At 42.2% G+C, this 23,235-nt stretch carries 17 protein-coding genes; 4 read left to right on the top strand and 13 right to left on the bottom strand.

Annotated elements, in window-relative coordinates; all coding sequences use genetic code 11:
- Positions 1–18: 18 nt before the first annotated feature.
- The 7 genes from AC1DV1_RS25160 to AC1DV1_RS25130 all read right to left on the bottom strand — a co-directional run bounded on the left by AC1DV1_RS25160 (position 19) and on the right by AC1DV1_RS25130 (position 10,359).
- The gene (locus AC1DV1_RS25160) at positions 19–3,543 is read right to left on the bottom strand and encodes a TonB-dependent receptor (protein ID WP_477365313.1); all 3,525 of its coding nucleotides are present in this window, start codon (positions 3,541–3,543) and stop codon (positions 19–21) included.
- A 193-nt stretch (positions 3,544–3,736) separates the two neighbouring features.
- The gene (locus tag AC1DV1_RS25155) at positions 3,737–4,885 is read right to left on the bottom strand and encodes a FecR family protein (protein ID WP_477365310.1); all 1,149 of its coding nucleotides are present in this window, start codon (positions 4,883–4,885) and stop codon (positions 3,737–3,739) included.
- A gap of 108 nt (positions 4,886–4,993) precedes the next feature.
- The gene (locus tag AC1DV1_RS25150; RefSeq protein WP_477365307.1) at positions 4,994–5,581 is read right to left on the bottom strand and encodes a sigma-70 family RNA polymerase sigma factor; all 588 of its coding nucleotides are present in this window, start codon (positions 5,579–5,581) and stop codon (positions 4,994–4,996) included.
- Between the two features lie 482 nt (positions 5,582–6,063).
- Positions 6,064–6,546 carry an L-rhamnose mutarotase gene (locus AC1DV1_RS25145; RefSeq protein WP_477365304.1) on the bottom strand — a complete coding sequence of 161 codons (483 nt, stop codon included), beginning with the start codon at positions 6,544–6,546 and terminating at the stop codon, positions 6,064–6,066.
- Between the two features lie 7 nt (positions 6,547–6,553).
- Positions 6,554–8,209 carry a sodium:solute symporter gene (locus tag AC1DV1_RS25140; protein ID WP_477365301.1) on the bottom strand — a complete coding sequence of 552 codons (1,656 nt, stop codon included), beginning with the start codon at positions 8,207–8,209 and terminating at the stop codon, positions 6,554–6,556.
- Between the two features lie 110 nt (positions 8,210–8,319).
- Complete coding sequence (locus AC1DV1_RS25135) at positions 8,320–9,549, bottom strand: enolase C-terminal domain-like protein (protein ID WP_477365298.1); 1,230 nt, start codon at positions 9,547–9,549, stop codon at positions 8,320–8,322.
- A gap of 27 nt (positions 9,550–9,576) precedes the next feature.
- A complete protein-coding gene (locus tag AC1DV1_RS25130; RefSeq protein WP_477365295.1) occupies positions 9,577–10,359 on the bottom strand; it encodes an SDR family NAD(P)-dependent oxidoreductase in 783 nt (260 codons plus the stop codon).
- 427 nt (positions 10,360–10,786) lie between these two features.
- On the opposite strand from AC1DV1_RS25130, the gene AC1DV1_RS25125 reads away from it, so the two are divergent.
- A complete protein-coding gene (locus AC1DV1_RS25125; RefSeq protein ID WP_477365292.1) occupies positions 10,787–11,689 on the top strand; it encodes an AraC family transcriptional regulator in 903 nt (300 codons plus the stop codon).
- Between the two features lie 128 nt (positions 11,690–11,817).
- Positions 11,818–14,103: a GH92 family glycosyl hydrolase gene (locus AC1DV1_RS25120; protein WP_477365289.1), complete on the top strand. Its 2,286-nt coding sequence runs from the start codon at positions 11,818–11,820 to the stop codon at positions 14,101–14,103.
- A 68-nt stretch (positions 14,104–14,171) separates the two neighbouring features.
- On the opposite strand, the gene AC1DV1_RS25115 is transcribed toward AC1DV1_RS25120, so the two are convergent.
- The 5 genes from AC1DV1_RS25115 to AC1DV1_RS25095 form a co-directional block, all read right to left on the bottom strand.
- Complete coding sequence (locus AC1DV1_RS25115) at positions 14,172–14,933, bottom strand: hypothetical protein (RefSeq protein WP_477365286.1); 762 nt, start codon at positions 14,931–14,933, stop codon at positions 14,172–14,174.
- A gap of 19 nt (positions 14,934–14,952) precedes the next feature.
- Complete coding sequence (locus AC1DV1_RS25110; RefSeq protein WP_477365283.1) at positions 14,953–17,253, bottom strand: family 20 glycosylhydrolase; 2,301 nt, start codon at positions 17,251–17,253, stop codon at positions 14,953–14,955.
- Between the two features lie 619 nt (positions 17,254–17,872).
- Entirely contained in the window at positions 17,873–18,829 is a 957-nt protein-coding gene (trxB, locus tag AC1DV1_RS25105) for a thioredoxin-disulfide reductase (protein ID WP_477365280.1), read from the bottom strand.
- A 66-nt stretch (positions 18,830–18,895) separates the two neighbouring features.
- On the bottom strand, positions 18,896–19,846 hold the full coding sequence (locus AC1DV1_RS25100) for an energy transducer TonB (protein WP_477365277.1): 951 nt from the start codon (positions 19,844–19,846) through the stop codon (positions 18,896–18,898).
- Positions 19,847–19,876: 30 nt separating this feature from the next.
- The gene (locus AC1DV1_RS25095) at positions 19,877–21,049 is read right to left on the bottom strand and encodes a dipeptidase (RefSeq protein WP_477365274.1); all 1,173 of its coding nucleotides are present in this window, start codon (positions 21,047–21,049) and stop codon (positions 19,877–19,879) included.
- A gap of 437 nt (positions 21,050–21,486) precedes the next feature.
- Between AC1DV1_RS25095 and AC1DV1_RS25090 the strand changes: the two genes are divergently transcribed.
- On the top strand, positions 21,487–22,050 hold the full coding sequence (locus AC1DV1_RS25090) for an OmpH/Skp family outer membrane protein (protein ID WP_477365270.1): 564 nt from the start codon (positions 21,487–21,489) through the stop codon (positions 22,048–22,050).
- 277 nt (positions 22,051–22,327) lie between these two features.
- Here the strand turns inward: AC1DV1_RS25090 and AC1DV1_RS25085 are convergent, their stop codons facing one another.
- A complete protein-coding gene (locus AC1DV1_RS25085; RefSeq protein ID WP_477365266.1) occupies positions 22,328–22,753 on the bottom strand; it encodes a DUF3592 domain-containing protein in 426 nt (141 codons plus the stop codon).
- A gap of 328 nt (positions 22,754–23,081) precedes the next feature.
- Between AC1DV1_RS25085 and AC1DV1_RS25080 the strand changes: the two genes are divergently transcribed.
- Positions 23,082–23,235, top strand: a 154-nt coding sequence (locus AC1DV1_RS25080) for a DUF4372 domain-containing protein (RefSeq protein ID WP_477365371.1), incomplete at its 3' end; no start/stop codon positions are given.

Raw genomic sequence — 23,235 nt, 5'->3', positions numbered from 1 at the left:
TTTCATATTTATTTAATGTTATAAATTGACATTTAAACCTATGTTAAACACCTTTTGAATAGGGTATGCAAATCCGTTGCCGCCCAATTCCGGATCCCATAATCTGAAGGGGCTCCAGGTAAACATGTTTAAGCCGTTAAAATAGATCCGCGCATTTTTTACCAGTAAGGCTTTTGATATCCTTAGCGGCAAAGTATAGCCAACCTCAATAGATTTAAGCCTCAGGAAACTACCATCGCGCAGCCACCAGGTGCTGTTTTGCCTGTTGTTTTCAATAGACGCGCCATCAGGGCCAAGCCTTGGATATAACGCGTACAGGTTTTGGTTGTCTTCGCTCCAATGATCATTAGCGTATGCCTGCAACACTTGCGTATTACCGGTGTAGTATGACTCGGGGCTTTTTATAAATGGCGCTGTTGTAGCCGGGTTAATAAAGAAAGACACTTTTGCCTGTCCCTGGAAAAACCCGGAAAGATCAAAGTTTTTATAACTGGCCGATAGACCAAAACCATAAACAATTTGTGGCACCGTTGGATTACCAATAAAAGTTTGATCGGCGCCATCAATTTTACCATCGCCATTTAAATCGCGGTATTTAATATCACCACCCTTTGGAGGGAAGCCGCCTGTACTAAATATTTGCGAAGGTGAGTTGGCCGCTTCGTTATCGTCAACAAACAACCTTTCGGCAACGTAACCAAATTGGCGGTTAATAGGCTGGCCCACCTGGTGCCTGTAAGACTCGGCATAATCAGGAGCCTCAAACTGTGTGTATTTATTGGTTGAATAAGTAAAGTTTCCTCTCATCTGTAAAGAAAAATCCTTACCAATGTTTTCTTTACCATCTACCGATATATCGATACCTTTTGATTYGGCCTTACCAATATTGGCGGAAATACCCGATTCAAGACCCATAGTTGATGGGATTGAAGACCGATCCTGAAGGATATTGTATTTGTTATTTTTATAAACCTCGGCTATTACATTAATCTTTTTAAGCAAGGTAAACTCAATGCCTAAGTTGGTTTGTTTAGATGTTTCCCAGGTTACATCATCATTTTCGTAATTATTGATACTCACACCATTGCGATAGTAACCATTGTTTTGACCAAAGCTGGCAAAGTTACCTCCATTAAGGTTCACATCAGATAAATAGAAAAACCTCCTGTCACTGATGGCATCGTTACCCACCAGGCCATAACTGCCGCGCAGTTTAAACCTATCAAACACGTTATACAAATCGCCCCAGAATTTTTCGTCTGATACAATCCAGGATGCTCCAATGGTTGGGAAAAACCCGTAACGATGGGCTGCTGAGAAACGCTCCGATCCATTTAAACCAAAGTTAAATTCAAGATAATATCTCCCTTTGTATGAATAGGTTGCCCTACCTGCTAAAGTTTGGTTACGGAAAGGCAATGAATTGAATAGTGAATTTGCTGGTCCGTTAAGTGTTTGCTGCTCGGTACCAATTAAAGCTGCGCTCACACTATGGTCGGCGGCAAAAGTGTGGGCATAATCCAACACGCCTTGCAAATACAGGAACGAACTTGCATTGTTACCGAATGAATTATATTGCAAATATTCCCTCGCTACGTTATTACCGGTAGGCAGGTTATTTATCCAGTTTAGCTGGTAGGTATTGGTGGCTTTATCGTAGTTGATAGCATTATAATAAAAAGGGCTGTAACTTAAATACGATTGGAAGAATGAGTGCCTGTTGGTGCTCATAATTGCATGAAAATTTAAACCCGATGTCAAAAAATCCAGGTTCTGGTTTAATTCCAACTGCGCAAGCATTCTCGATTCCGACGAGTTCTGGTGCCCCTTTAATAACTCAGCGTATGGATTTATGTATTGGCTGCCACCATCTGTATTGGATGTTGCCGGCGAATTACCAAATAAGATGTGCTGCGTGCGCAAGTTGGCAGAATCTGCCGGGTAATAAGCCGGAAAATCAACCGGGCTGGTGTGCGATGCCAGGTTATAAAGCTGTGTTTGCTGGGTTCCATCGCTGGTAAGCGGGCCATTGTAATCGGCAAAAGTACCTGATAAGCGGATAATTAACTCCGTTTTACTGGTTACGTTAATGTTTACGTTCGACCGTAACTGGTATGTTTTATAATTAACGTTGTTGTTGTTATTGTTCCTGATATCGGTGCGTAAAATACCGTTATCGTTTGTGAATGCACCTGCAACATAGTAGCGGGCAACACCACCTCCACCTTGTAAACTTAAATTGGCGCGCTGCGTATTGGCGCGTTTTTTAAACAACATATTAAGCCAATCGGTAGCCGGGTAAACGTATTGGTTACTGCCGGGAGCATGATTAATAGTGGCCTGTGTGTTAATGATTTTATTTTCATCATATGGCAGCGGGTCCAGGGGGTAACGGGTGCGCGTAGCTTCGTTAAAAAGCCTCATATAGGTAATGGGGTCTGCAAGTGCAATGGTTTTTGCCGATTGTGATTGTGAGTTTTCAACCCGCACATTAATCTGGGCTTTGCCTGCTTTACCTTCTTTGGTTTTAACCAAAATTACGCCATTACCACCTCTGGCACCGTAAAGCGCGGTGGCGCTTGCATCCTTCAGTACCGAAAAACTTTCGATATCATCCACATTTAAACGGGCAAGATCATTAGTAGTTAGTTCAACGTTATCTATCAAAATCAGCGGGTCTTGCTTATAACCAAATGTAGTTACACCCCTGATAAAGAATTTGGCATTATCCTGTCCGGGTTGGCCGCTTGGGGTAAATGCTATAACACCAGCAACCTGACCCGCCAAGGCATTGGTTAGGTTACTTGCAGGTATTTTTAAATTGCCGGGCTTTACAGTGGTAACCGAGCCTACAATGGCTTCCTTTAACTGTTTGCGGCCGTAAGCTGTTACAACTACCGTTTCGGCTGCAGTAACGTCTTCAACCATTATAACATTGTAAACCTTTTTGCCAGCTGTAACCGTAATTGTTTGGGTTTTGTAACCGATATAAGAAATTTTAATTTCCGTACCATCTTTTACATCCAAAACAAACTTTCCGTTGTTATCAGTTAGTGTACCAGATTTTTTGTCGCCGGCAGCGGCGATGGTAACCCCAACCAGGGCCTCGCCTTTTTCATTTTTAACGGTACCTGTTATGGTGATATCGGCAACGGCTTCAATGGGTGTGGCGGTATTTACAACCGGCGGATCTTTAATAATAACCGATTTGCCTTCAATTAAATAAGTTAGCTGAAAGTCTTTTAAACAAGTAGCAAGCACCTGGTCAATAGACGCATCTTTAAAAGCGGCATCTATCTTATGATTGCTGTTAATGGTTTTGGGCGACCAGAATATATTGTACCCGGTTTGCTTATTAATTTGTTTAAATACTTGCTTTAGCGTAGCATCCTTATTTACATAAGTGATTTTTTGTGAAAAAACCGCTGCGCTCACCTGCATAAAAGCAAGCATGAGCATAAAGCTTGTCATCTTCATTATGAGCAGAAATTTCTTGATGTAGCCCGAAGGCATACAAATGTTTGTAGTAAAATTTTTATACATTTGTTAAGGCTGTTAAAGTTAAAAGTGGAGTCACATTAGCATTTTAGCTTATAAGCTTTTAGATCGGGAACATCGCGAGTGTTCCTGATCTTACTTATATCATAAGCTATCTTTTACTCTTCAGGTAGTGTTTTTCTTCATAATGCTGTTTTAATTTAGGGTTGATAATTGGTTATATATTGGTTTTGGCAGTTTACTTTTTTGCCTTTTTGGTTATAATAATCTTTGATCCTTCAATACTAAAACTAACATCACCCGTTTGTTCCATTATTTTAAGCAGTGTTGATATATTGGCAAAGCGGGTTGTTACAGCGGCAAACAAATCGTCTTTAACATCATTATCCCGATAAACAACATCTACATTGTACCAGCGGGACACTTTGCGCATAACGGTTTCCAAACGCTCATCATCAAACCTGAAATAGCCATTCTTCCAGGCAACAGCTTCTTCAGTATCCACATCAGATACCTTAAGGTGGTCTATAAGGCTTGCTTCCTGACCGGGCTTTAACATGGCGCTTTTATCGCCGCTGCTGACTTTCACCGAACCCTCAAGCAATGTGGTTTTGGTATTTGGTTCGTCGTTATAAGCATTTACATTGAAATGGGTGCCCAAAACTTCAACTACCTGCCTGTTGGTTATTACCCGGAACGGCCTGTCTTTATTATGGGCTACCTCAAAATAGGCCTCGCCACTTAATTCAACCCGGCGTTCGCCGGCTGATCCAAAATCTACCGGGTATTTTAATGAGGATGCTGCATTAAGCCATACCCTGGTGCCATCGGGTAAAAACAATTGGAATTGGCCTCCCCTTGGTGTTTCCATGGTGTTATATTGCGCTACAGCAACTCCATTTAAACCTCCATTACTATCATCCGCTGCTGTATAAACCAGTTGGCCATCGGCAGTTTTTGATATCTGAACTCCCCTCTGCTGAGTAATTTGCCCTTTTTGCGCGTCTGTAAGCGATATTTTTTGACCATTGGCCAAAGTTAGGATGGCTTTGTTGCCGCCTGGTGCTATGATCGTATTATGAACTAAGCCTGGCTGCTGAACATTCCCATTTTTTTTTATAAAAAAAATGGTTCCTGCAGAAAGCAAAAAAAGTATAGATGCTGCAACTGACCAGCGCTTCAAAAAAAAGCGATGCGGTTTTTGAGGTTTAGTTTGCTGATTCAGGCGCAAAAGCATTTCCTCCTCAACGCTGTCTTCGTCGTCGGGAAATTCGGCATCCTGGTTGGCTACATTACGGTACCATTCGGTTAAAGTTTCCTTTTCCGATTCGGTCGCAGTATTATCTTTATACTTACGTATTAACTTATAAATGGCTTGGCGGTTCAATTGGTATTGCGCTTTAGTATACAGATGTACCGCGAAAACAACGGTACCCTACATGGTTATTAAAAAAAGTTTATTTAATTAAAGAAGGCAGGAATCGCACTTCTCTTTTTATTTGAAAAGCCGGTGGATATGAATAGCTACTATAAGTATCCAGCCGTGATTTTTAAGTTCGCCCCTGATAATACGGAGCGCGCGGGTAAGGTTTGCTTCAACCCCTTTCTCGGTAATTTGTATTTTGGTAGCTATCTCTGAATTTTTCATCCCCAGGTTACGGCTGTAGCCAAATACCAGGCGGCATTTTTCGGGCATTTTTTCAACAATTCCGTTTACATACTCCTGTAAAAAAATCGCGTCCAGCTTATGTTCATCGTTTACGGTAGCTTCATACTCGTAATTTTTTAACGCCAGCTCGTTTCTGCGCTGCTCTTTTTGATAGTACTTGTAAACGGTAAACTTTACCGATGTTGCCAGGAAAGCGGAAAGATTATTGATCTCAACCTCGGGATATCTTTCCCACAACGATATAAATACATCGTGTACAATATCCTTCGCAGCAAGCTCATCTTTACTGTGATTCCAGGCTATTAACAACAATTTTTTCCAGTACCGGCGGTAAATTTCGGTATAAGCAGCATGATCCCCCTCTTTTAAAAGGGCGGTAAGCTGCTCATCTGTGTATGTGCCGTAACTAGACATAACCACCCACCTTTTTCATTTAGCGGGCCTGATTTGTATAACCAGCAAAGGGCATCGCATTTATTACCAACGTACTAAACGGATGCAGTTCAAAAAAGATAACGTTTTTGTTAAAGGGTAAAATTTTCCTCATATTTTAAATTAACAGGTAATTATCAAATTATTTAGATTTTTATTTATAATTTTTAAAAAGCTAATCCGTTACAATACCTACCTGCATTATTCCCTCTTGGTAAAATGTTATAAGCACGCAATTAAAACTCAAAAAAACACGTCAGGTTTATAACGCAACAGTCGCCATTGGTGATCCGACAGTTTAAAAATCAAAACTAAATAAAATCCATTAAAGTTAAACATTACGTTTTTCACTAACAATGGAATATTCGCTGTTAAAACACCACTTTATTTTTACGATACCACTTCAATTTTAACCAATTAACAAAACAGGATGTTTTTTTTACGATTTAAATTAAACAAAGGTTTTATTCCGTATGAAACACCTCTTCCATTGTTTGCCATTGCTGCTTGTGGGCAGCGGCCTCGGGTAGGGGCATTTGCGTTGGATCGGTTTCTTTCCACCAGCGTCTGGTGGTGGTATCAGCCGCCATTTTGGCCATATCGCCCTTAAAATCAGCGCCCACATATTCAAAGTAACTAAACAAAAAATATTTATCTCCTATTTTTTGAATATAGATGGAGTAATTGCGAATGTTACACTCTTTTATCTTTTTCAAAACATCCGGCCAGGCATGCGCATGCAATTGTTTATAATAGGCCATTTTTTCGGGCTTTAAGCCTGTTAACATACCAAAACGCTGTACATTCGTGGACCGCACTGCTTTTCTTGATGCAGTATCCTGTGGTAGGGCTATTTTCTTGCCGCCGCTTTTACAGGCAAATATGCCGATGCTGCAAGTGATGAGTATAATTGCAAACTGTTTAATTTGATGGAGAACTTTGTTCATGATGCCATTACCTGAAAATGTAAAACAATACGGCCATTATGCCAATTAACAAAACCGAAAGTACTTTATAGCTGCCTAAACCTCTCCAGGCTACACCGCGCAAAGGTTCCCACGGCGATTTCCAATACAGGGTAGCACTTTCTTTGGTATGCTGAACGGGGTACATATACGATAATACGAWCTGTAAACACAGGCACACAACAAAAAGATAAAAAGCCATCATCATAAAAGGAATTGAGCCAATTGCGCTTGCAGGGTAAACCTTACCGATGATGAACACAGCTACCCCTATTGCCGAGCCTATCCATAAAGTATATTTGGCCGAAACAGCCGATGCCTTTTCCCAAAATACGCCTAACAAAAACACACAGGTTATTGGCGGCGCTATGTGGGCTATAATGTCATTTAAACCATTAAATATGCTTTCGTAATTATTGAGTAGCGGCAACAACATTAACGACAGAACGAGTGCTACACCGGCTGCTATTTTTCCAATGGTCACCAGTTTTTTGTCTGTTGCTTCGGGTTTGTATCTTTTATAAATATCGTAGCTTACAATGGTTGATATTGAATTTAACGCCCCCGATATCTGGCTCATTAAACCGGATAATAGCGCGGCAACAAGCACGCCTATCAGCCCGGGAGGAATTAACTGGGTAATCATCAACGTATAAATCCCTTTGCTATTTACCACTTCTTTCCCATCAATCACACTTTTTAATGCCGAAATGTCCAGGTGCCCGCTTTGCGCCAGCGTGTAGGCAAACAGGCCCGGCATCACAAAAATAAAAACAGGTAATATTTTGATAAAGCCGCAAAACAGCGGACCAACCCTGGCATGGTTTTCATCTTTGGCGCCTAAAACGCGCTGCACAATGGTTTGGTCGGCACACCAGTACCAGATGCCCAATACAGGATAACCTAAGAAAACAGCATACCAGGGCATGCCACTGGCATCGCCATGAGGGCGAAGCATAGATAGTTTATTAAGCTGCCCGGTATGTTTTAATACTTCAACCATTGGCTCCCAACCGCCCATTTTGGTATAAGCCGCAATGCTCATGATAATAGCACCACCTAAAAGCACCACCGTTTGGATAGATTCGGTAACTACTACGGCTGTTAAACCGCCAACTACAGTATATATAGTAGTAATAATAGAGATGATGATAACACTGGTATACATATCAACCCCAAACAGCGTGTGCAATACTATACCGCCGGCCAGTAACGAAAAAGCGATATGAATTAGCACCGCCGATACTACCGATATAATAGCCAGCCAGTCGCGGCTGGCCCTGTCATAACGTTTTTCTAAAAAATCGGGCAGTGTTGATACGCCTGATTTGATATAAAAAGGTGCAAAAAACAAAGCCAATAGTATTAGGGTAAATGCTGCCATCCACTCAAAGTCGCCATTTAGCAAGCCTGTATCAAACCCACTTTGAGCAAGGCTCACCAGGTGCACACATGATATATTGGTGGCAAATAGCGCCAGGCCGATCATTGGCCAGCGCAGTTTTTTACCTGCAAGAAAATATTCGCCGGCCTCGTTATTGTTATTTTTTGTTTTTTGCTGATGACGAATACCCGACCATAACCCGATAATAAATATCGCCGCTATGTACAAGCCACTAATGATCAGATCTGGTGTGTGTATCATATTTTTTTGAGATTCAAGAGTTAAGAATCAAGAGTCAAGACAACCCAACGAATTTTGTTGCCACAACTATGCAACTTCTTTCTTGATTCTTGACTCTTAATTCTTGATTCTTATTTTAAAACTTTCAAATCGCAGCTGCTCCCTGGTTCCTGTGGTGTTTGGTATACGCCGCCGGTTATATTCACAGGGTTTACAAAATGCTTTTGCAGGTGTGGGATGTGTTCTAAAAATAAAGCCTCGTGACCAATTGCTATGTGGTTAAACAAAACCAGGTGCTGGTGCAGCTGGCCCATATCGCCCACGTGTGGCACAACCGGTACCCCGTATTTTTTGCATAGCAGGCTCACGGTTATAAATTCACTTACGCCCCCTACCCTTACCGCATCAACCTGGATAAATGAAGCCGAGCGGGTTTGCAGGTAATTTTTAAAAATGATTTTGTTGGGCACATGCTCTCCTAAAGCCAGTTTCAGCGGCGAAATAGCATCTGCCAGAGTTTTATGGGCTAATACATCATCCGGGTGAGTTGGCTCCTCTATCCAGTAAGGATTCATGCTTTTAAGTTTATTGCATATCGATATCGCCTGTGGCAGGTTCCATTGCTGGTTTGCATCAAGCATTACCTTTACGCTATCGCCGGCAACTTCCCTCACAATATGCGCACGGCGAATATCCCTTTCAGGGTCGGCCGAGCCCACTTTAAGCTTCATGGCGGTAAAACCTTCGGCCAATGCAATTTTGCAGTTTTCGCGTACCTTCTCATCAGAGTAATTGAACCAGCCTATAGATGTATCATAACCGGGATAACCTTTTTGCAAAATGCTTTCGCGGACTGCTTTGGTAGTTTGTTGCTCTTTGAGCATGGCGACTGCCTGAGTATGAGTCAACTCATCTTCAAGGTACGACAGATCTAAAGTGGATACAATCTGTTCAGGAGTTAAGTCTGTTAACAGTTTCCATAATGGTAGCCCTCGCTTTTTGGCCCACAGATCGTAACAGGCATTAGTAACCGAAGCAAGGGCCAAATGCACGACTCCCTTATGTGGCCCCAGCCAGCGAAATTGCTGATCGTTAGACAAGCTTCTGAACAAATCGCCAAAATTGGACATAGTATCTTCAATGTCCCTGCCTTTAATTTTATCGGCATAATATTGCGCAGCTTTACAAACCAAATCGTTACCCTCGCCCAAAGTAAATGCAAAGCCAACTCCTGTATGGCCGCTATCGTCAAATAAACGGGTTACCGCGTATGAGTAAACAGGGTCGGTATGGATGGCATCGCTACCGGCCGCGCCATCAAGCTTATAACGAATATCATCAACCTGAATATTTTTAATCATATTGTATATAGTTTTTTTGGGGATTGATTAAGTAACTTGATTTAACACGCGGCGATAACCTAATTCGGCGCCGCCGGAAACAGGTAAAATACAACCGGTTACGAAACGGGCCTGGTCTGATACCAGGAACAAACAGGCATCGGCCACCACATCACCTTCGGGGCAATATCCCAGGGCGTGAATGTTATCCAGGTAATTTTCAATTGAATTGGTATCGGGCTGCTGCTGGCTCCAGGCCCGTAGCATGGGTGTCCAAACACCCGCGGGAGCCACCGCGTTAACGCGAATGCCGTAAGGTGCATAATCAAGCGCCATTGATTTGGTTAAAGCGTTTACAGCGCCTTTGGTTGCGCTGTATGCGGCATGTATCTCCTGGCCCATATCGCCAACCAGGCTGCTGGTGTTCAGAATATTGCCGCGCGTTTTTTTAAGTTCATCAATGCCATACCGGGTAGTGTTAAATATGCTCTTCACATTTACATCAAAAAGGGCATCCCACTCATCAGCAGTGGTTTCATGAACAGCTTTTGAAGGGTTGCTGATGCCCGCGTTATTATGAATTACATCAATTTTGCCAAAATAATCTACAGCTTTGGCAATAGCCTGCCTTATCGCTGCAGCTACTGAAACATCAGCCTTAAGGTACAGGACATCCAGCGATTGTAACTTTAACCGGGCCTCATCAATGCTCCGCTCCGAATTAGAAACAATAGCCAGCTTGGCGCCAGCTGTGTGGTATATTCTGGCGCACTCAAAGCCTATGCCTTCGGTGCCACCAGTTAAAAAAATTACTTTATTTTTTAATAGCATATAAATGTTGTAGTGTAGCCAGAGCAAAACCGGGCGTGCACACGTTTAATATTTAATCTGTAATGCTTTCACCATATAAAGGCTTGAAGCAGACCATTTATAGTTTACCGCCGTTAACCGGCAATAGGGCAAACTTTAAAAGCAAGATCGACAGCGCTGGTTATATTGGTTGTTGCGAACAAACCAAAAGTAAACCGATGTTTGTGAGTTTATAATAGCCAAAACATTTTTTTTAATGGATTATTCAATTAAACCACCAGCAAAATTGTGGTTTATTGGCATAATGTTGTGGCAGGTTTGCAATACGGGTTAAATGATTGTAATTTATAGAATGTTTTATCTATAATAGCATTCAAATACCGGATGCTATGTTTCTGCTGATGTAATATCCCACTGTAACACCAATTATTCCTTAATATTATATTTGATGAGTAACAGCTTTAAAAGGCGGCAAGGTTTTGAGGGTGAAAAATTCATCAGCATTCCTCAAAAAGTATTACGCGATGCCAAACAACGTCATCCCGAACTTTTCCATATCTATATTACGCATATAGGCTATTTTCCTAAGGCGGCATTTCATTATCGCGAACGCCGAAAAGGCTGCGAAGACAACATACTTATTTACTGTTTGCAGGGAAAAGGTTATTATATTGTGGATAACAAGCGTTTTGAGGTACGCAGCAACCAGTTTATACTGATACCGGCTACCGATAAATATATGAGGTATTGGGCCGATAATGACGACCCATGGACCATTTACTGGGTACATTTTACTGGTGATAAAATAGACAGCTTTAACAAATCGCTCAACTTAAGCATCGGCCGCGGCCCGGTGAACATCCCTTTTAATGAAAACGCGATAGCGATATGGCAAAACATTTACCAGACCCTTGAAATGGGCTACAGCCTTGAAAATATTAACAGCACGTGCTTTTGCCTGTATCATATTATAGCTACTTTTTTGATGCCCGAGCGGCACATTCAGCATGATACGGATGATGAAGGTGACATCATCACCAAAACCGTCCACTTTATGCGTAATAACCTAAACAAAAAACTGAGTGTGGAAGATATGTCCGGCAAGCATAGTTTATCGGTATCACATTTTTCTAACCTGTTTCGTAAAGCCACCGGCATGCCCCCTATTGATTATTTTATTCACTTAAAAATGCAAAAGGCTTGTCAGCTGCTATATGCCAATAGCGATAAAATAAAAGCCGTAGCTACCGAATTGGGTTACGAAGACCCCTACTATTTCTCGCGCATTTTTAAAAAATACATTGGCTCATCTCCCGAGCAATACCGTATTACGGCGAAGAATACGGGATAACACACCCGTGCTACAAGTAAATTATCCATTCAATTTAGCATATTGTCTATTTAGTACTTGCCAGGATAACTATATTTTTAGCAAGTTCAATTCCCTTGCCATGGGGTAAAAAATCATCAACCTAAAACATGATCAATTTTTATAAAAATGCCTGTTGTCTTGGCGCACTGTTAGCTATTGGATTTGTAGCACATACTCAAACTATCAGGAAACTAACCCCTTATGTAAACCCTTTTATTGGTACAGGCGCAGTTAAAGGTAGTTTATCTGGTAATAACTATCCAGGCGCTACAGTTCCGTTTGGTATGGTACAACTAAGCCCGGATACCCGTGATGAACCAGAATGGGATGCTGCCTGCGGGTACGACCATAACGATAACTTTATAGCCGGTTTTAGCCATACCCATTTAAGCGGCACAGGAGCGCCCGATTTGTTTGATATTTTATTTATGCCCTATACCGGCGACGAAAAAACAAGAGCTGGCAATGCACAACAGGCCGGCAGCGGCTACGGTTCAAGGTTTTCGCACGATCAAGAATCGGCAAGGGCTGGTTATTACCAGGTTAAGCTGGATGACTATGGCGTAAATGTCGAGCTTACCGCTACAGAACATGCAGGGTTTCACAAATATAGCTTCCCCAAAAACAGTAAAGGCAGGGTGATAATCGATCTAAATCATTCGCTTAAAAAGCCAAATTTTGGCTGCCATGTTATCGCCGCCCAATTTCACATGATAAATGATCACGCAATTGAAGGTTTTAGGGTGATTACCGGCTGGGCCAAATTGCGTAAGGTTTATTTTTTTGCCGAATTTAACAAAGCCATCAAAAGCAACGATCTTGTTGACGGCGGAACCCAGTATTTTGACCAACAGTTATTAAACGGTACCGATTTACGCGCGGTGCTGAATTTTGATACCGCCGATGGTACACCGCTAATGGCCAAAGTAGGCCTATCTACCGTAAGCACAAAAAATGCAAAGCTGAACCTGATTACCGAGATACCAGGTTGGGATTTTGCTAAAACAGTAGCCCAGGCTGATGCCAAATGGGAAAAAGAACTGGATAAAATAAGGGTTGACGGCACAGAGCAACAAAAACAGATTTTTTATACGGCATTGTACCACACTTTCATTCAACCAAACAACTATGCAGATGTAAACGGCGATTATACAGGCATCGATTACACCATACACAACACAAAAGGGGGTTTCTATAGCACTTTCTCCTTATGGGATACTTATCGTGCCGCCCATCCGCTTTATACGCTTGTGCAGCCAGAACGGAGCGCCGGGTTTGTTAACAACATGATAAGCCAATACAAAGCTTATGGCTACTTGCCCATCTGGCAACTGTGGGGGCAGGAAAATTATTGCATGATTGGCAACCATGCCATACCTGTAATAGTTGACGCCATTTTAAAGGGCATTCCTGGTATAGATATTAACCAGGCTTATGAGGCAGTAAAAAACTCGTCGGTGACAAATCATCCCGGCTCGCCGTTTAAGGCCTGGGAAAAATATGGCTACATACCCGAGAATGTTTTATCACAATCGGTATCTGTTACGCTCGAGATGGGCTATGACGATTGGTGCGTTGCACAACTGGCTAAAAAACTTCACAAAACTGCCGACTATACCCGTTTTATAAAACGATCACAATATTTTAGAAACCTGTATGACGCGCAGACCGGATTTTTCAGGGCAAAAAACACAGATGGCAAATGGCTTGCACCATTCAATCCACTGCAATATGGCGGCAATGGCGGTAACCCGTATACCGAGGGCAATGCCTGGCAATATGATTGGTATGTACCACACGATGTTAAAGGAATTATAGCTTTATTTGGCGGGGAGCAGAAATTCACAGCCAAACTTGATACGTTTTTCACCCTTAACAGCAAACCCGGCGAGGTAAACGGCAATGCTTCCGGCTTTATTGGCCAGTATGCGCATGGCAATGAGCCAAGTCATCATATTACCTACCTGTACAATTATGCCGGCCAGCCATGGAAAACACAAATGTATGTGGCCAAAATCTGCGGCGAACTTTATAACACTTCATCTTCAGGATATGCAGGAAATGAAGATTGCGGGCAAATGTCGGCATGGTACGTTTTTAGTACCATGGGGTTTTACCCGGTAAACCCGGCAAGTGGCGTTTATGTGATAGGCACGCCGGTGATGCGCAAATCTGTAATGCGGCTTCCGCTGAATAAGCAGTTTACAGTGCTCGCTCCAAACACCTCGGCTAAAAACATTTATATCCAGTCGGCCAGGCTTAACGGCAAGCCATACACCCATACATTTATCACACAGCAAGATATCATGAAAGGCGGTACCCTTGAATTTGTAATGGGACCAAAAGCCAACGAGCATTGGGGTATCAGCTTAGCTGACAGGCCAACGAATTAATAGCTGAGTGCGCAGACTTACGAAGTTTTAAAAACTTCGTAAGTCTATAGCCATGTTATCAACGATTTTTACTCCCTATGCCTTTTATGCTTTTTCTTCTTGCTTGATTTAGAAGAACTTTTCTTTTCAGATTTTTTGGTTATTGGCTTATCGTCTTGTTTCTTTGGTGCGGCATTTGCTGTACCCGCCTTTGGAGCTACATCAACAGAATCTTTGCTTAGCTGCTTTACAGTAAATTCGTTGCGGCTTAACCCATATTCCAACTGGCGTTTTGCGCCTGTTGAAGCAGCATCTTTACCACTGCCTTTATAAATTGGGAATTCCCGGATAAGTTTGCCATCGCGAATGTAAAAATTGTCGTCGCCCCGGTAACCTTTACGCTGCGAGCTGTTCAGTTTAGGAAAATCGAGTTTGTTGGCTTTACCATTATCGTTGCTAAACTCAAATGCATAAATGCTGGTGCGGTTAATGGTATCTTTTGATTTTGCAGCTATTAATATTTCGGGGTTGCCATCTACATCCATATCAGAATTATATACATCAATAATCTGGCCTTCCAAATCGCCGGTTGTGGTGGTATATTTTATCGCTGACGAATCGGAGTGCAGGATCATAAAGGCACCCGCCTCCTGCGATCCCCTGCCCCAGCTAAATACATCATAGTTTTGCCCTGGCGAAACCTCAATCATTTTATGAAACCTGAACGGTTTCATCAGTTCGGGCATTTTAGACTTTGCAGGCGGGCCGGCAGTTTTAGGTTGATTACCGCCACAGCCGGCTATAGCTAACGCGGCCATAAAAAAAGCTATATAATAAAATCTCCTGACCATTATAAGTTTTATCCTTCTGTTAATTTTTCAGCACATCAGCTGTCAACTCGGCCTTGGTTTTGCCTGGCGCCGATATAAAAACCTTCAACGTGTTGTTGCCACCGGCGTCTACATATTTCAATGTAAACTTGTGGTAACCTTTTAATAAAGGCGCGGCGCCAAATTGCTCGTTGGCTATATGCTTGCCATCATTATCAACCACAACCTGGTCATCTATCAATAAAACCGAGCCATTGGCCGATAATGTTGAGAAGCCATAGTTGCCATCAGCCTCAATATTAATAAATCCGTTGTAAATTACACCAAACTTACCTTTACTTTTCCTGAAATCTGTTGTGCTAAAGTTTTTTACCGCTCCGCTATCAGTTGGCAAGCCTATTAATTGACTGGTGCTGCCAAAAGTGCCGGTAAATAATTGGTATTTAAGGCCACTTGCGTTGCCTGTATAGTTAACGGCAGCAAAAGGTGCTTTATTGTAAACCAATGTACGGGTAACGTTGCTGTGCTTGCCCGATGGGGTAATTACAATAGTTTGTAATTCGCGGTACTGGTCGGTTGGTACATCGTAGTTCATGGGAATATGATACTCCAAATCGGTTTCGCGCGGCGTGTACCCATCAATAGTATAGTAAATTTTTGCGCCATCAACGGGTGATTTCAGGTTCACGCTTACCTGCGAACCAATCATTACCGTATCTTTTGCGCCAATGGCAACCGGCACGTGGTAATCCAGGTTGTTTTTATCCAGCCAGGCTAAGTGCGATGGTAAACGGGTTTCGCTAAAATCTTTAAAGTTTTTGTTAGCTAACGGGCTCCAGGCAATTTCAGATAAGGCCATTAAGCGTGGCAGCAGCATAAACTCCACCTTAGCTTCGGTGGCTACATACTCGGTCCAAAGGTTGGCCTGTACCCCCATAATGTAAGTTTTTTGTTCGGGTGTTAAAGCTTCGGGAGTTGGATCGTAGCTATAAATTTTTGACAATGGCTCGTTGCCGCCAATGCTTAGTGGCTCCTGGCTTGGCTTGCCTTGGCCGTGGTCTATATAAAGCCCGTGGCTGCCAGGTGTCATAATCACATTATGTTTTTGCTGGGCGGCTGCAATACCGCCTTCTTCGCCGCGCCAGCTCATTACAGCAGCGTTAGGTGCAAGTCCACCCTCTAAAATCTCGTCCCAGCCAATGATGTTGCGGCCTTTGGAATTTACAAATTTCTCAACCCGTTGTATAAAATAGCTTTGCAGCTCATTTTCATCCTTTAGTTTAAGTTTTTTAATCAGCTGTTGGCAAAATGCCGATTGTTTCCAGGCATCCTTAGGGGCTTCGTCGCCACCAATGTGGATGTATTTGCTGGGGAACAGTTCCATTACTTCGGTTAAAACATCCTGGATAAAAACAAAGGTCTTATCGCTCGGGCAGTAGATATCTTTAAATACACCCCAGGTTTCGGCAGCTTTATAGGTTTTGGTCGGGTCGCAACTTAGCTCGGGATAAGCGGCCAATGCGGCTTGCGAGTGGCCGGGCATTTCAATTTCGGGTACGATGTTGATGTACCTGGCGGCGGCATATTTTACCACATCGCGAATTTGATCCTGGGTGTAAAATCCCCCGTAAGGGGTGCCGTCAAATTGCTGTGGTGTTTTATCGCGGTAGCCACCAATAAGCGTTTGCGCACGCATACTGCTGATTTGGGTAAGCTTTGGATATTTTTTTATCTCGATGCGCCAGCCCTGGTCTTCGGTAAGGTGCCAGTGAAAGTTATTTAGCTTGTAGGCTGCCAGCAGGTCGATATATTTTTTAACCATCTCTACGCCAAAAAAGTGCCGGCCTACATCAAGCATGGCACCACGGTAGCCAAAACGAGGATAATCCTCAATTTTCACACAAGGCAATTTAGCCGTGGCAGCCCTATTGGCTGGGAATAACTGAATAAGCGTTTGAATGCCGTAAAACAAACCGGCCCCCTTACCGGCAACAGTAATTTGCTGTGGGGTAATGGTTAGGCGGTAACCTTCGGCTGGCAGGTTATCGGTACCGGCTGATGTTAATGTGATAACATTGGAGGCTGCCCCGGCATTTTTTGCAACAATGGCCGCGTTATACGCCTGGCTGCCGGCCAGGTAATCTTTAAAAAACAACACTGCTGTGTTTGACGGCGAATCGGCCTGCACCTTTGTTTCCTGGCTGAACAGGAAAGTTCCGGGAGCTTTTGTGAGCGACACTGGCGCCGGGATAATCCCCGCATACGGATCGGTATCCTGGGCTTTAACAATAGTAAACACGGTTAACAATGCGCTTAGCATCACGACAGACTTTTTGAGCATAGTAGTATGAGATTKGTACTGAGCCGTGAATATATAACTTTTTAAAAAATTACAAGAAGTTTTCTATTGTAACAAAAGCATGTTTTTGAATCCATGCTGTATAGGATGATGGTTAAAATTAACAAACGCTGCTTCAGCCAAATTAAAGCGAATTCGACAAATACAATACCGTGCAAAACAACACGGAAACTGTTATATTTTATTGGTAACCAATACAAATTTACCTGCTTCTTTTCATATTTCAAAGCTGCCTGCTGTCCGTTCATAAATAGTTAAAAATAAGGCAATTAATTTCAAATTTTACACAAAAAACCGACAATTTATTTCAAAAAAAACACAAAAAACTTCAAAAAAAAATAAAGTCGTTTTTTTTAGAAAAATTCAGAAAAAAAGTCTGAAAGACAGGCAGGCTTTGCTATTGATTTAGTCCCCCGGCTGAAGGATATATTTAGCTAAACCGATAAACCAATTAAAAATGTTTACCATAAAACCCGGCATGGAACCGTTGTTTTAACAACCAATACAAAAAACACCCAATAAAAAAAGCCACCCGTTTCCAGATGGCTTGCAAATATTTTCACAAAGCCCTCTCCCTTTAAGGGAGGGTTGGGTGGAGCTTTTACGCCGTTACCACATGCTCTTTACCGGCAAGGTAACGCTCGGCATCAATGGCGGCCATACAACCGGTGCCTGCCGCTGTTACGGCCTGACGGTATATATGGTCCTGGGCATCGCCGCAGCAAAATACGCCCTCTACATTGGTTTCTGTTGATCCGGGGCGGGTAATGATATAACCAGTCTCATCCATATTTAACCAGCCTTTAAAAATATCGGTGTTGGGGTGATGACCTATCGCCACAAAAAAACCGGTAACGTCAAGGTCGGTTTCAACATTGGTAACGTTGTTAATTACCTTAACCGCGGTTACGCTCTGGCCATCGCCAAGAATCTCTTTGGTTTCGGTATTGTACAATATCTCGATGTTTGGTGTATTTTTCACGCGGTGTACCATTGCTTTTGAGGCGCGGAATTCATCGCGGCGAACAATCATGTAAACCTTGCGGCATAATTTGGCAAGGTAGGTAGCTTCTTCGGCAGCGGTATCGCCGGCGCCTACAATGGCTACATCCTGGCCTTTAAAAAAGAAACCATCGCATACAGCACAGGCCGAAACGCCAAAGCCACTGTATTTTTGCTCAGATGGCAACCCCAGCCATTTGGCCGATGCTCCTGTAGAAACAATAACGGTATCGGCAAGAATGGTTTTTACTTCATCAACCACCACTTTATGCGGCAGGCTGGTAAAGTCGACCGAGCTTACGTAGCCAAAACGGATGTCGGTACCCAGGCGTTCGGCCTGTTTCCTGAAATCTTCCATCATTTCGGGGCCCATGATGCCTTCCGGATAACCAGGGAAGTTCTCTACGTCGGTTGTTTGTGTTAGTTGCCCGCCGGCTAATAAACCAGTATACATTACCGGTTTAAGATCGGCTCTTGAGGCATATATGGCAGCAGTATATCCCGCCGGACCCGATCCGATGATCAGGCATTTTACGTGTTCTAATTCTTCAGACATTTGTTATAAATGAGGCACAAATTTATAAAAAAAGTGGAATTACAGGGTCAGTGAAGGGTAAACAATTTATTGGTAGGAAACAGTCTGAAGATTGTATTTTTTATGGAGATTAGCCGGATTGCCTAAATTCAACGATGACTCGTAGATATTAAGGGTTATGGTAAAATTGCAATTGATATTTTGCCCTTTTGCAAACGCCGGCTTCCATTTTGCAGAACTGGTTAAAGCATCAACAACCAAATCGTCAAGCTCCTGATCAAAAGAGGTGACTACTTTAGGATTTGTGATGCTCCCCTCTTTTGTAACAACAAAACTTACAACAATTTTGCCCGTGCTTCTTTTAAAAACGTAATTTTCGGTCTTGCGTTTCATGTAAGTACCCAGGTTATATGGCATCTCCGGTGCACGAAAATCGCTTAAAACGTAATTATATTTCTTTACTACAACCCCTTTTTTATTATAAACCTCTACCCTGTCTGCAAAACCATCACTCCCCAAAGTACACCAATCGCCCTCTTTATGTCCGTTAACGTAGTAACCCTCAAAAACAACCCCATCACCTGCCATGCTAAAATTCTGGTATAACCCATCCAATTTGTCGTTAATGTAAGTTTTTAAATATTGTAGCCTGCCATTTTCATACTCGCGCCAAACACCATTTTTTTTGCCATTTAAAAAATATCCCGAAATTTTTATATGGTTCATGGTATCCACATTTATGCCTGCGAACCCGGTTAATGGCTGTTTTTTTTCGTAATAAATGAATTTACCAGTTGGGATAGTCAATTTTTCATCTTTGTAATAGCCCGACGAGAGGATAGTATCGCTCATATCAAACTCTTTTACAAACCATGCCGAATCTTGCAGCTTTTGGATAAATGAATAAGAAACCGCCTGCATCCTATCAGTAACGCGTTCGCCATTACGATCCATAAAAACTACATACTTATCCTGGGCATATAGATTTGAACTGATAACAGTTACGGAAAACAAAATGAAGAGTAATTTTTTAATCATATCGTGATAAAAAGGTTACCGCAAATATAATTATTTCCCCGTATTTGCCTTTAAAACCCACATCACATTGCCGCCTAAAATTTTATCGATATCTTTTTCGGTGTAGTTTAGTTTCAGCAGTTCTTCGGTAATTTTTGGATAATCGCTCACGCTATCCAGGCCCAGCGGATAGGATTCGGCACCGTCAAAATCTGAGCCGATACCTACATGATCAACCCCTATAAGCTTCACAATGTAATCGATGTGATGAATGAGTAAACTCAGCGGCGGGCGAATTTTGTCCGATTCGGCTTTATACATCGCGTTCAGCCTGATGTTGGCCAGGTCGCCATCATTGTAAATTTTGGTAAGCGAATCCAGCTCGGCTTTATGCTGATGTAAAAACACGGCCACTTTTGGCGAATAGGCGCTATCCACAAATCCGCTGTAAAAATTAAGGCAGATAACACCGCCGTTTTTGGCCAGGGCTTTTAGCTGATCGTCTTTCATATTGCGCCTGCTGGCGTCAATACTCCAGGCACAGCTATGCGATGCAATAACAGGTTTGGTAGTGGTAGCCAATACATCGTAAAAGGTGCGTTCGCCTACGTGCGATACATCAACCATAACACCCAACTGGTTCAGGTGCTTAACAATTTGCTTACCATAATCGGTAAGGCCTAAAAACTTGAGGCTGTCTTTTTTGGTCACCTCATCGCGGGCCGAAGTTGCCCACGAGGTGCTGTTGTTCCAGGTAAGGGTTAAATAATTCATGCCGCGTTTGGCCAGGCTGTCAATATAATCCATGCGGTCTTCAATCATATGCCCGCCTTCAACCCCTATCAGTGCGGCCAGCTTTTTCTGATCTACCGCTTTTTTCAGTTCGGCGCTGTTGTGTACCAGCGTAATTTTATCCGGATAACGTTTAATAAGCGCGTACAAAGAATCAATTTCGCGGTTGGCAAAAGCAAAGGCGGTACCTTTACCATAATTTTCGCCACACCAGATAGAGAAAATCTGTGCATCCAACCCTCCCTCTCTGGCGCGTACCAAATCAAAATCGCCCTCGGTTTGCCGTTTACCCAAATCAAACTTCGTAATCAGTTGGTTAGATAATACATCGTTATGAGTATCTATTAAAATTGCTTTCTGGTGAATTTTAGCGGCATCCTGCGCGCAAAGCTTTAAAGAAAAGAAAAGTAAAGGCAACAGCAGTTTTTTCATAGCGTCAAGATAAAAATTTCGGGGATATTATATGCTTTTTTTTATATAATGCAGCCAGCATCACCATTAGAGCAGGTAAATCGCTTTTAAAAGTTGATCCTGAAGGAAGGTAGCTCCTAAGGAGCAAAAAAGGGTAACTATTCGTTTTCTACAAACAGGTAGCCTCTACGAGGCAGCTTAAAAGTGTATTATCTTTTAAAGGTTAACCGTTTGTAAATAAAAAGTTTAAAAGCGATTTTTCTGCACTGGTAGCACCGCTTGTCCCTTTTCAAATAACCCTTTACTTCTTCTGCAAGAAGTATCAAAAATAAAATTATGTTTATCCATAAACAGCACAAAATCAGAACAATAATGAGAAGATATTTTTATTTTTTCCTGAATGGGCGGGCCCTTTTAGTTTTAACCTGTAACTTGGCGGTTTTTAAATCATATAAATTATGAAGCATACTATCATCGCCGCGTTTATTATATTGACCTCGCTTGCCGCAAGTGCGCAAACCGCACCTGCAACCGGCACTGTCAATACAGTTGTCTTTGTTAATTCAGATTCGCTTATTAACAATTATGAATATTATAAAGCTGTGAAATTTAAATTGCAGGATCTTTCGCAAAGAGCCCAAGCCGAAATTACAGCAAAAGGCACAGCATTTCAAAAGGAAGTAGCCACTTATCAAAAAACCGCAGCTTCACTTAGCCTGGTACAGCGTACCGCTACAGAGAAACGCCTGGCAGCAAAACAACAGGCATTACAAGCCCTATCGCAAAATACAGGCAAGCAATTGCAGGATGAAGAAGCTGAGCAAAACACAAAGCTTTACGACCGTATAACCGCATACTTAAAAACTTATACTAAAACAAAAGGCTATAAAATAGTACTTACTTACTCAAAATCAAACCCATCATTGCTTTACGGTGATGAAAGCCTTGATGTGACCAAAGAAGTACTTGCTGGCCTAAATGAGGAATATAAAAAGGAAACCGCTCCTGCTCCGGTGAAGTAACTCCCCATGGCATATCCATGTTACTGTCAGCCTGGGTGGTAAAATTTCGTTAAATTCTGAAAGGGGAATGACATTGTGAAAAGGACTGTCATGGTGAGCTTGTCGAACCATGGCGGGCAAAGGCCTCTACGCGCGACCCTTCGACGGGCTCAGGGTGACAGGCCTACCTGCTTCAAAAATAGAACATGTCATGGGTAGGTACTCAGGACGACAGTCTTTTTATTTTTGGATGTCATTCCTCCTTCACAACCGGCAGATTAAGATTGACAATCATCCGTTAATTTGAAGAATATTGGTTTAATATATAGTAAATTAATACACCTGCTAATATTGCCACACCTATTAAGGCAAGGACCCATCCGAAAATTTTAGTTGAAAAGTTATCAATTATAAAATGCTTTTGATCTGCAGGGTCATATATTATTTTGACAATGTCCCCTTCTTTATATACAGAAGGATTAGAACCAACACCATATTCTTCGGTTATCCAGTTTTTATCTAAAGTAACATACCTAATTACCGGATAGTATAAAAGCATCCGGTCTGTTCCGCTGCTTAAGCGCTCTTCTAATCTAAAAACAACACCATCAACCTTAATTCCGGATTTCAGTAATTTACGACGTTCATTTATTTTCCCTATCCCCCAAACTATAAGAAAGGTTCCACCAGCCAATAATATTAATTCGTCAATTGTTGCATTCATAACACGATTTAAGGATTTAGCAAGATTAACAGGATTTTTTTCTGAACCGCGATTAAGCAGATTGATCAGATTTTTTGGATTTTTTATCTTGTTGGCTATTTTATTCAGACCTCAGACCTCACAACTCAGACCTCAGACCTCACAACTCACAACTCAGACCTCACAACTCACAACTCACAACTCACAACTCAGACCTCACAACTCACAACTACTCACTACTCACTACTCACTACTCACTGTTGTCCGGTAAACATATTAAAGAAAAAAACAGGGGCAAATAGCCCCTGTAAAGTTTAACTTTGAATTACCACACCCAAAGTTTGAACTTATGCCCAAAAGTACATTTTTTACCGGACAGCCGATCTTCAATCAGCTACTTTCTTATATCCCGGGCGCTAAAGTCGAACAGTTAACCCTTGCGCACAATTCCAATCATTATTGTAAGAAGTTTAAGACATATGACCATCTGGTAACTATGCTTT

Source organism: Mucilaginibacter sp. P4_D1 (assembly GCF_056401935.1).
This window is presented reverse-complemented; position numbering and strand designations above follow the sequence as displayed.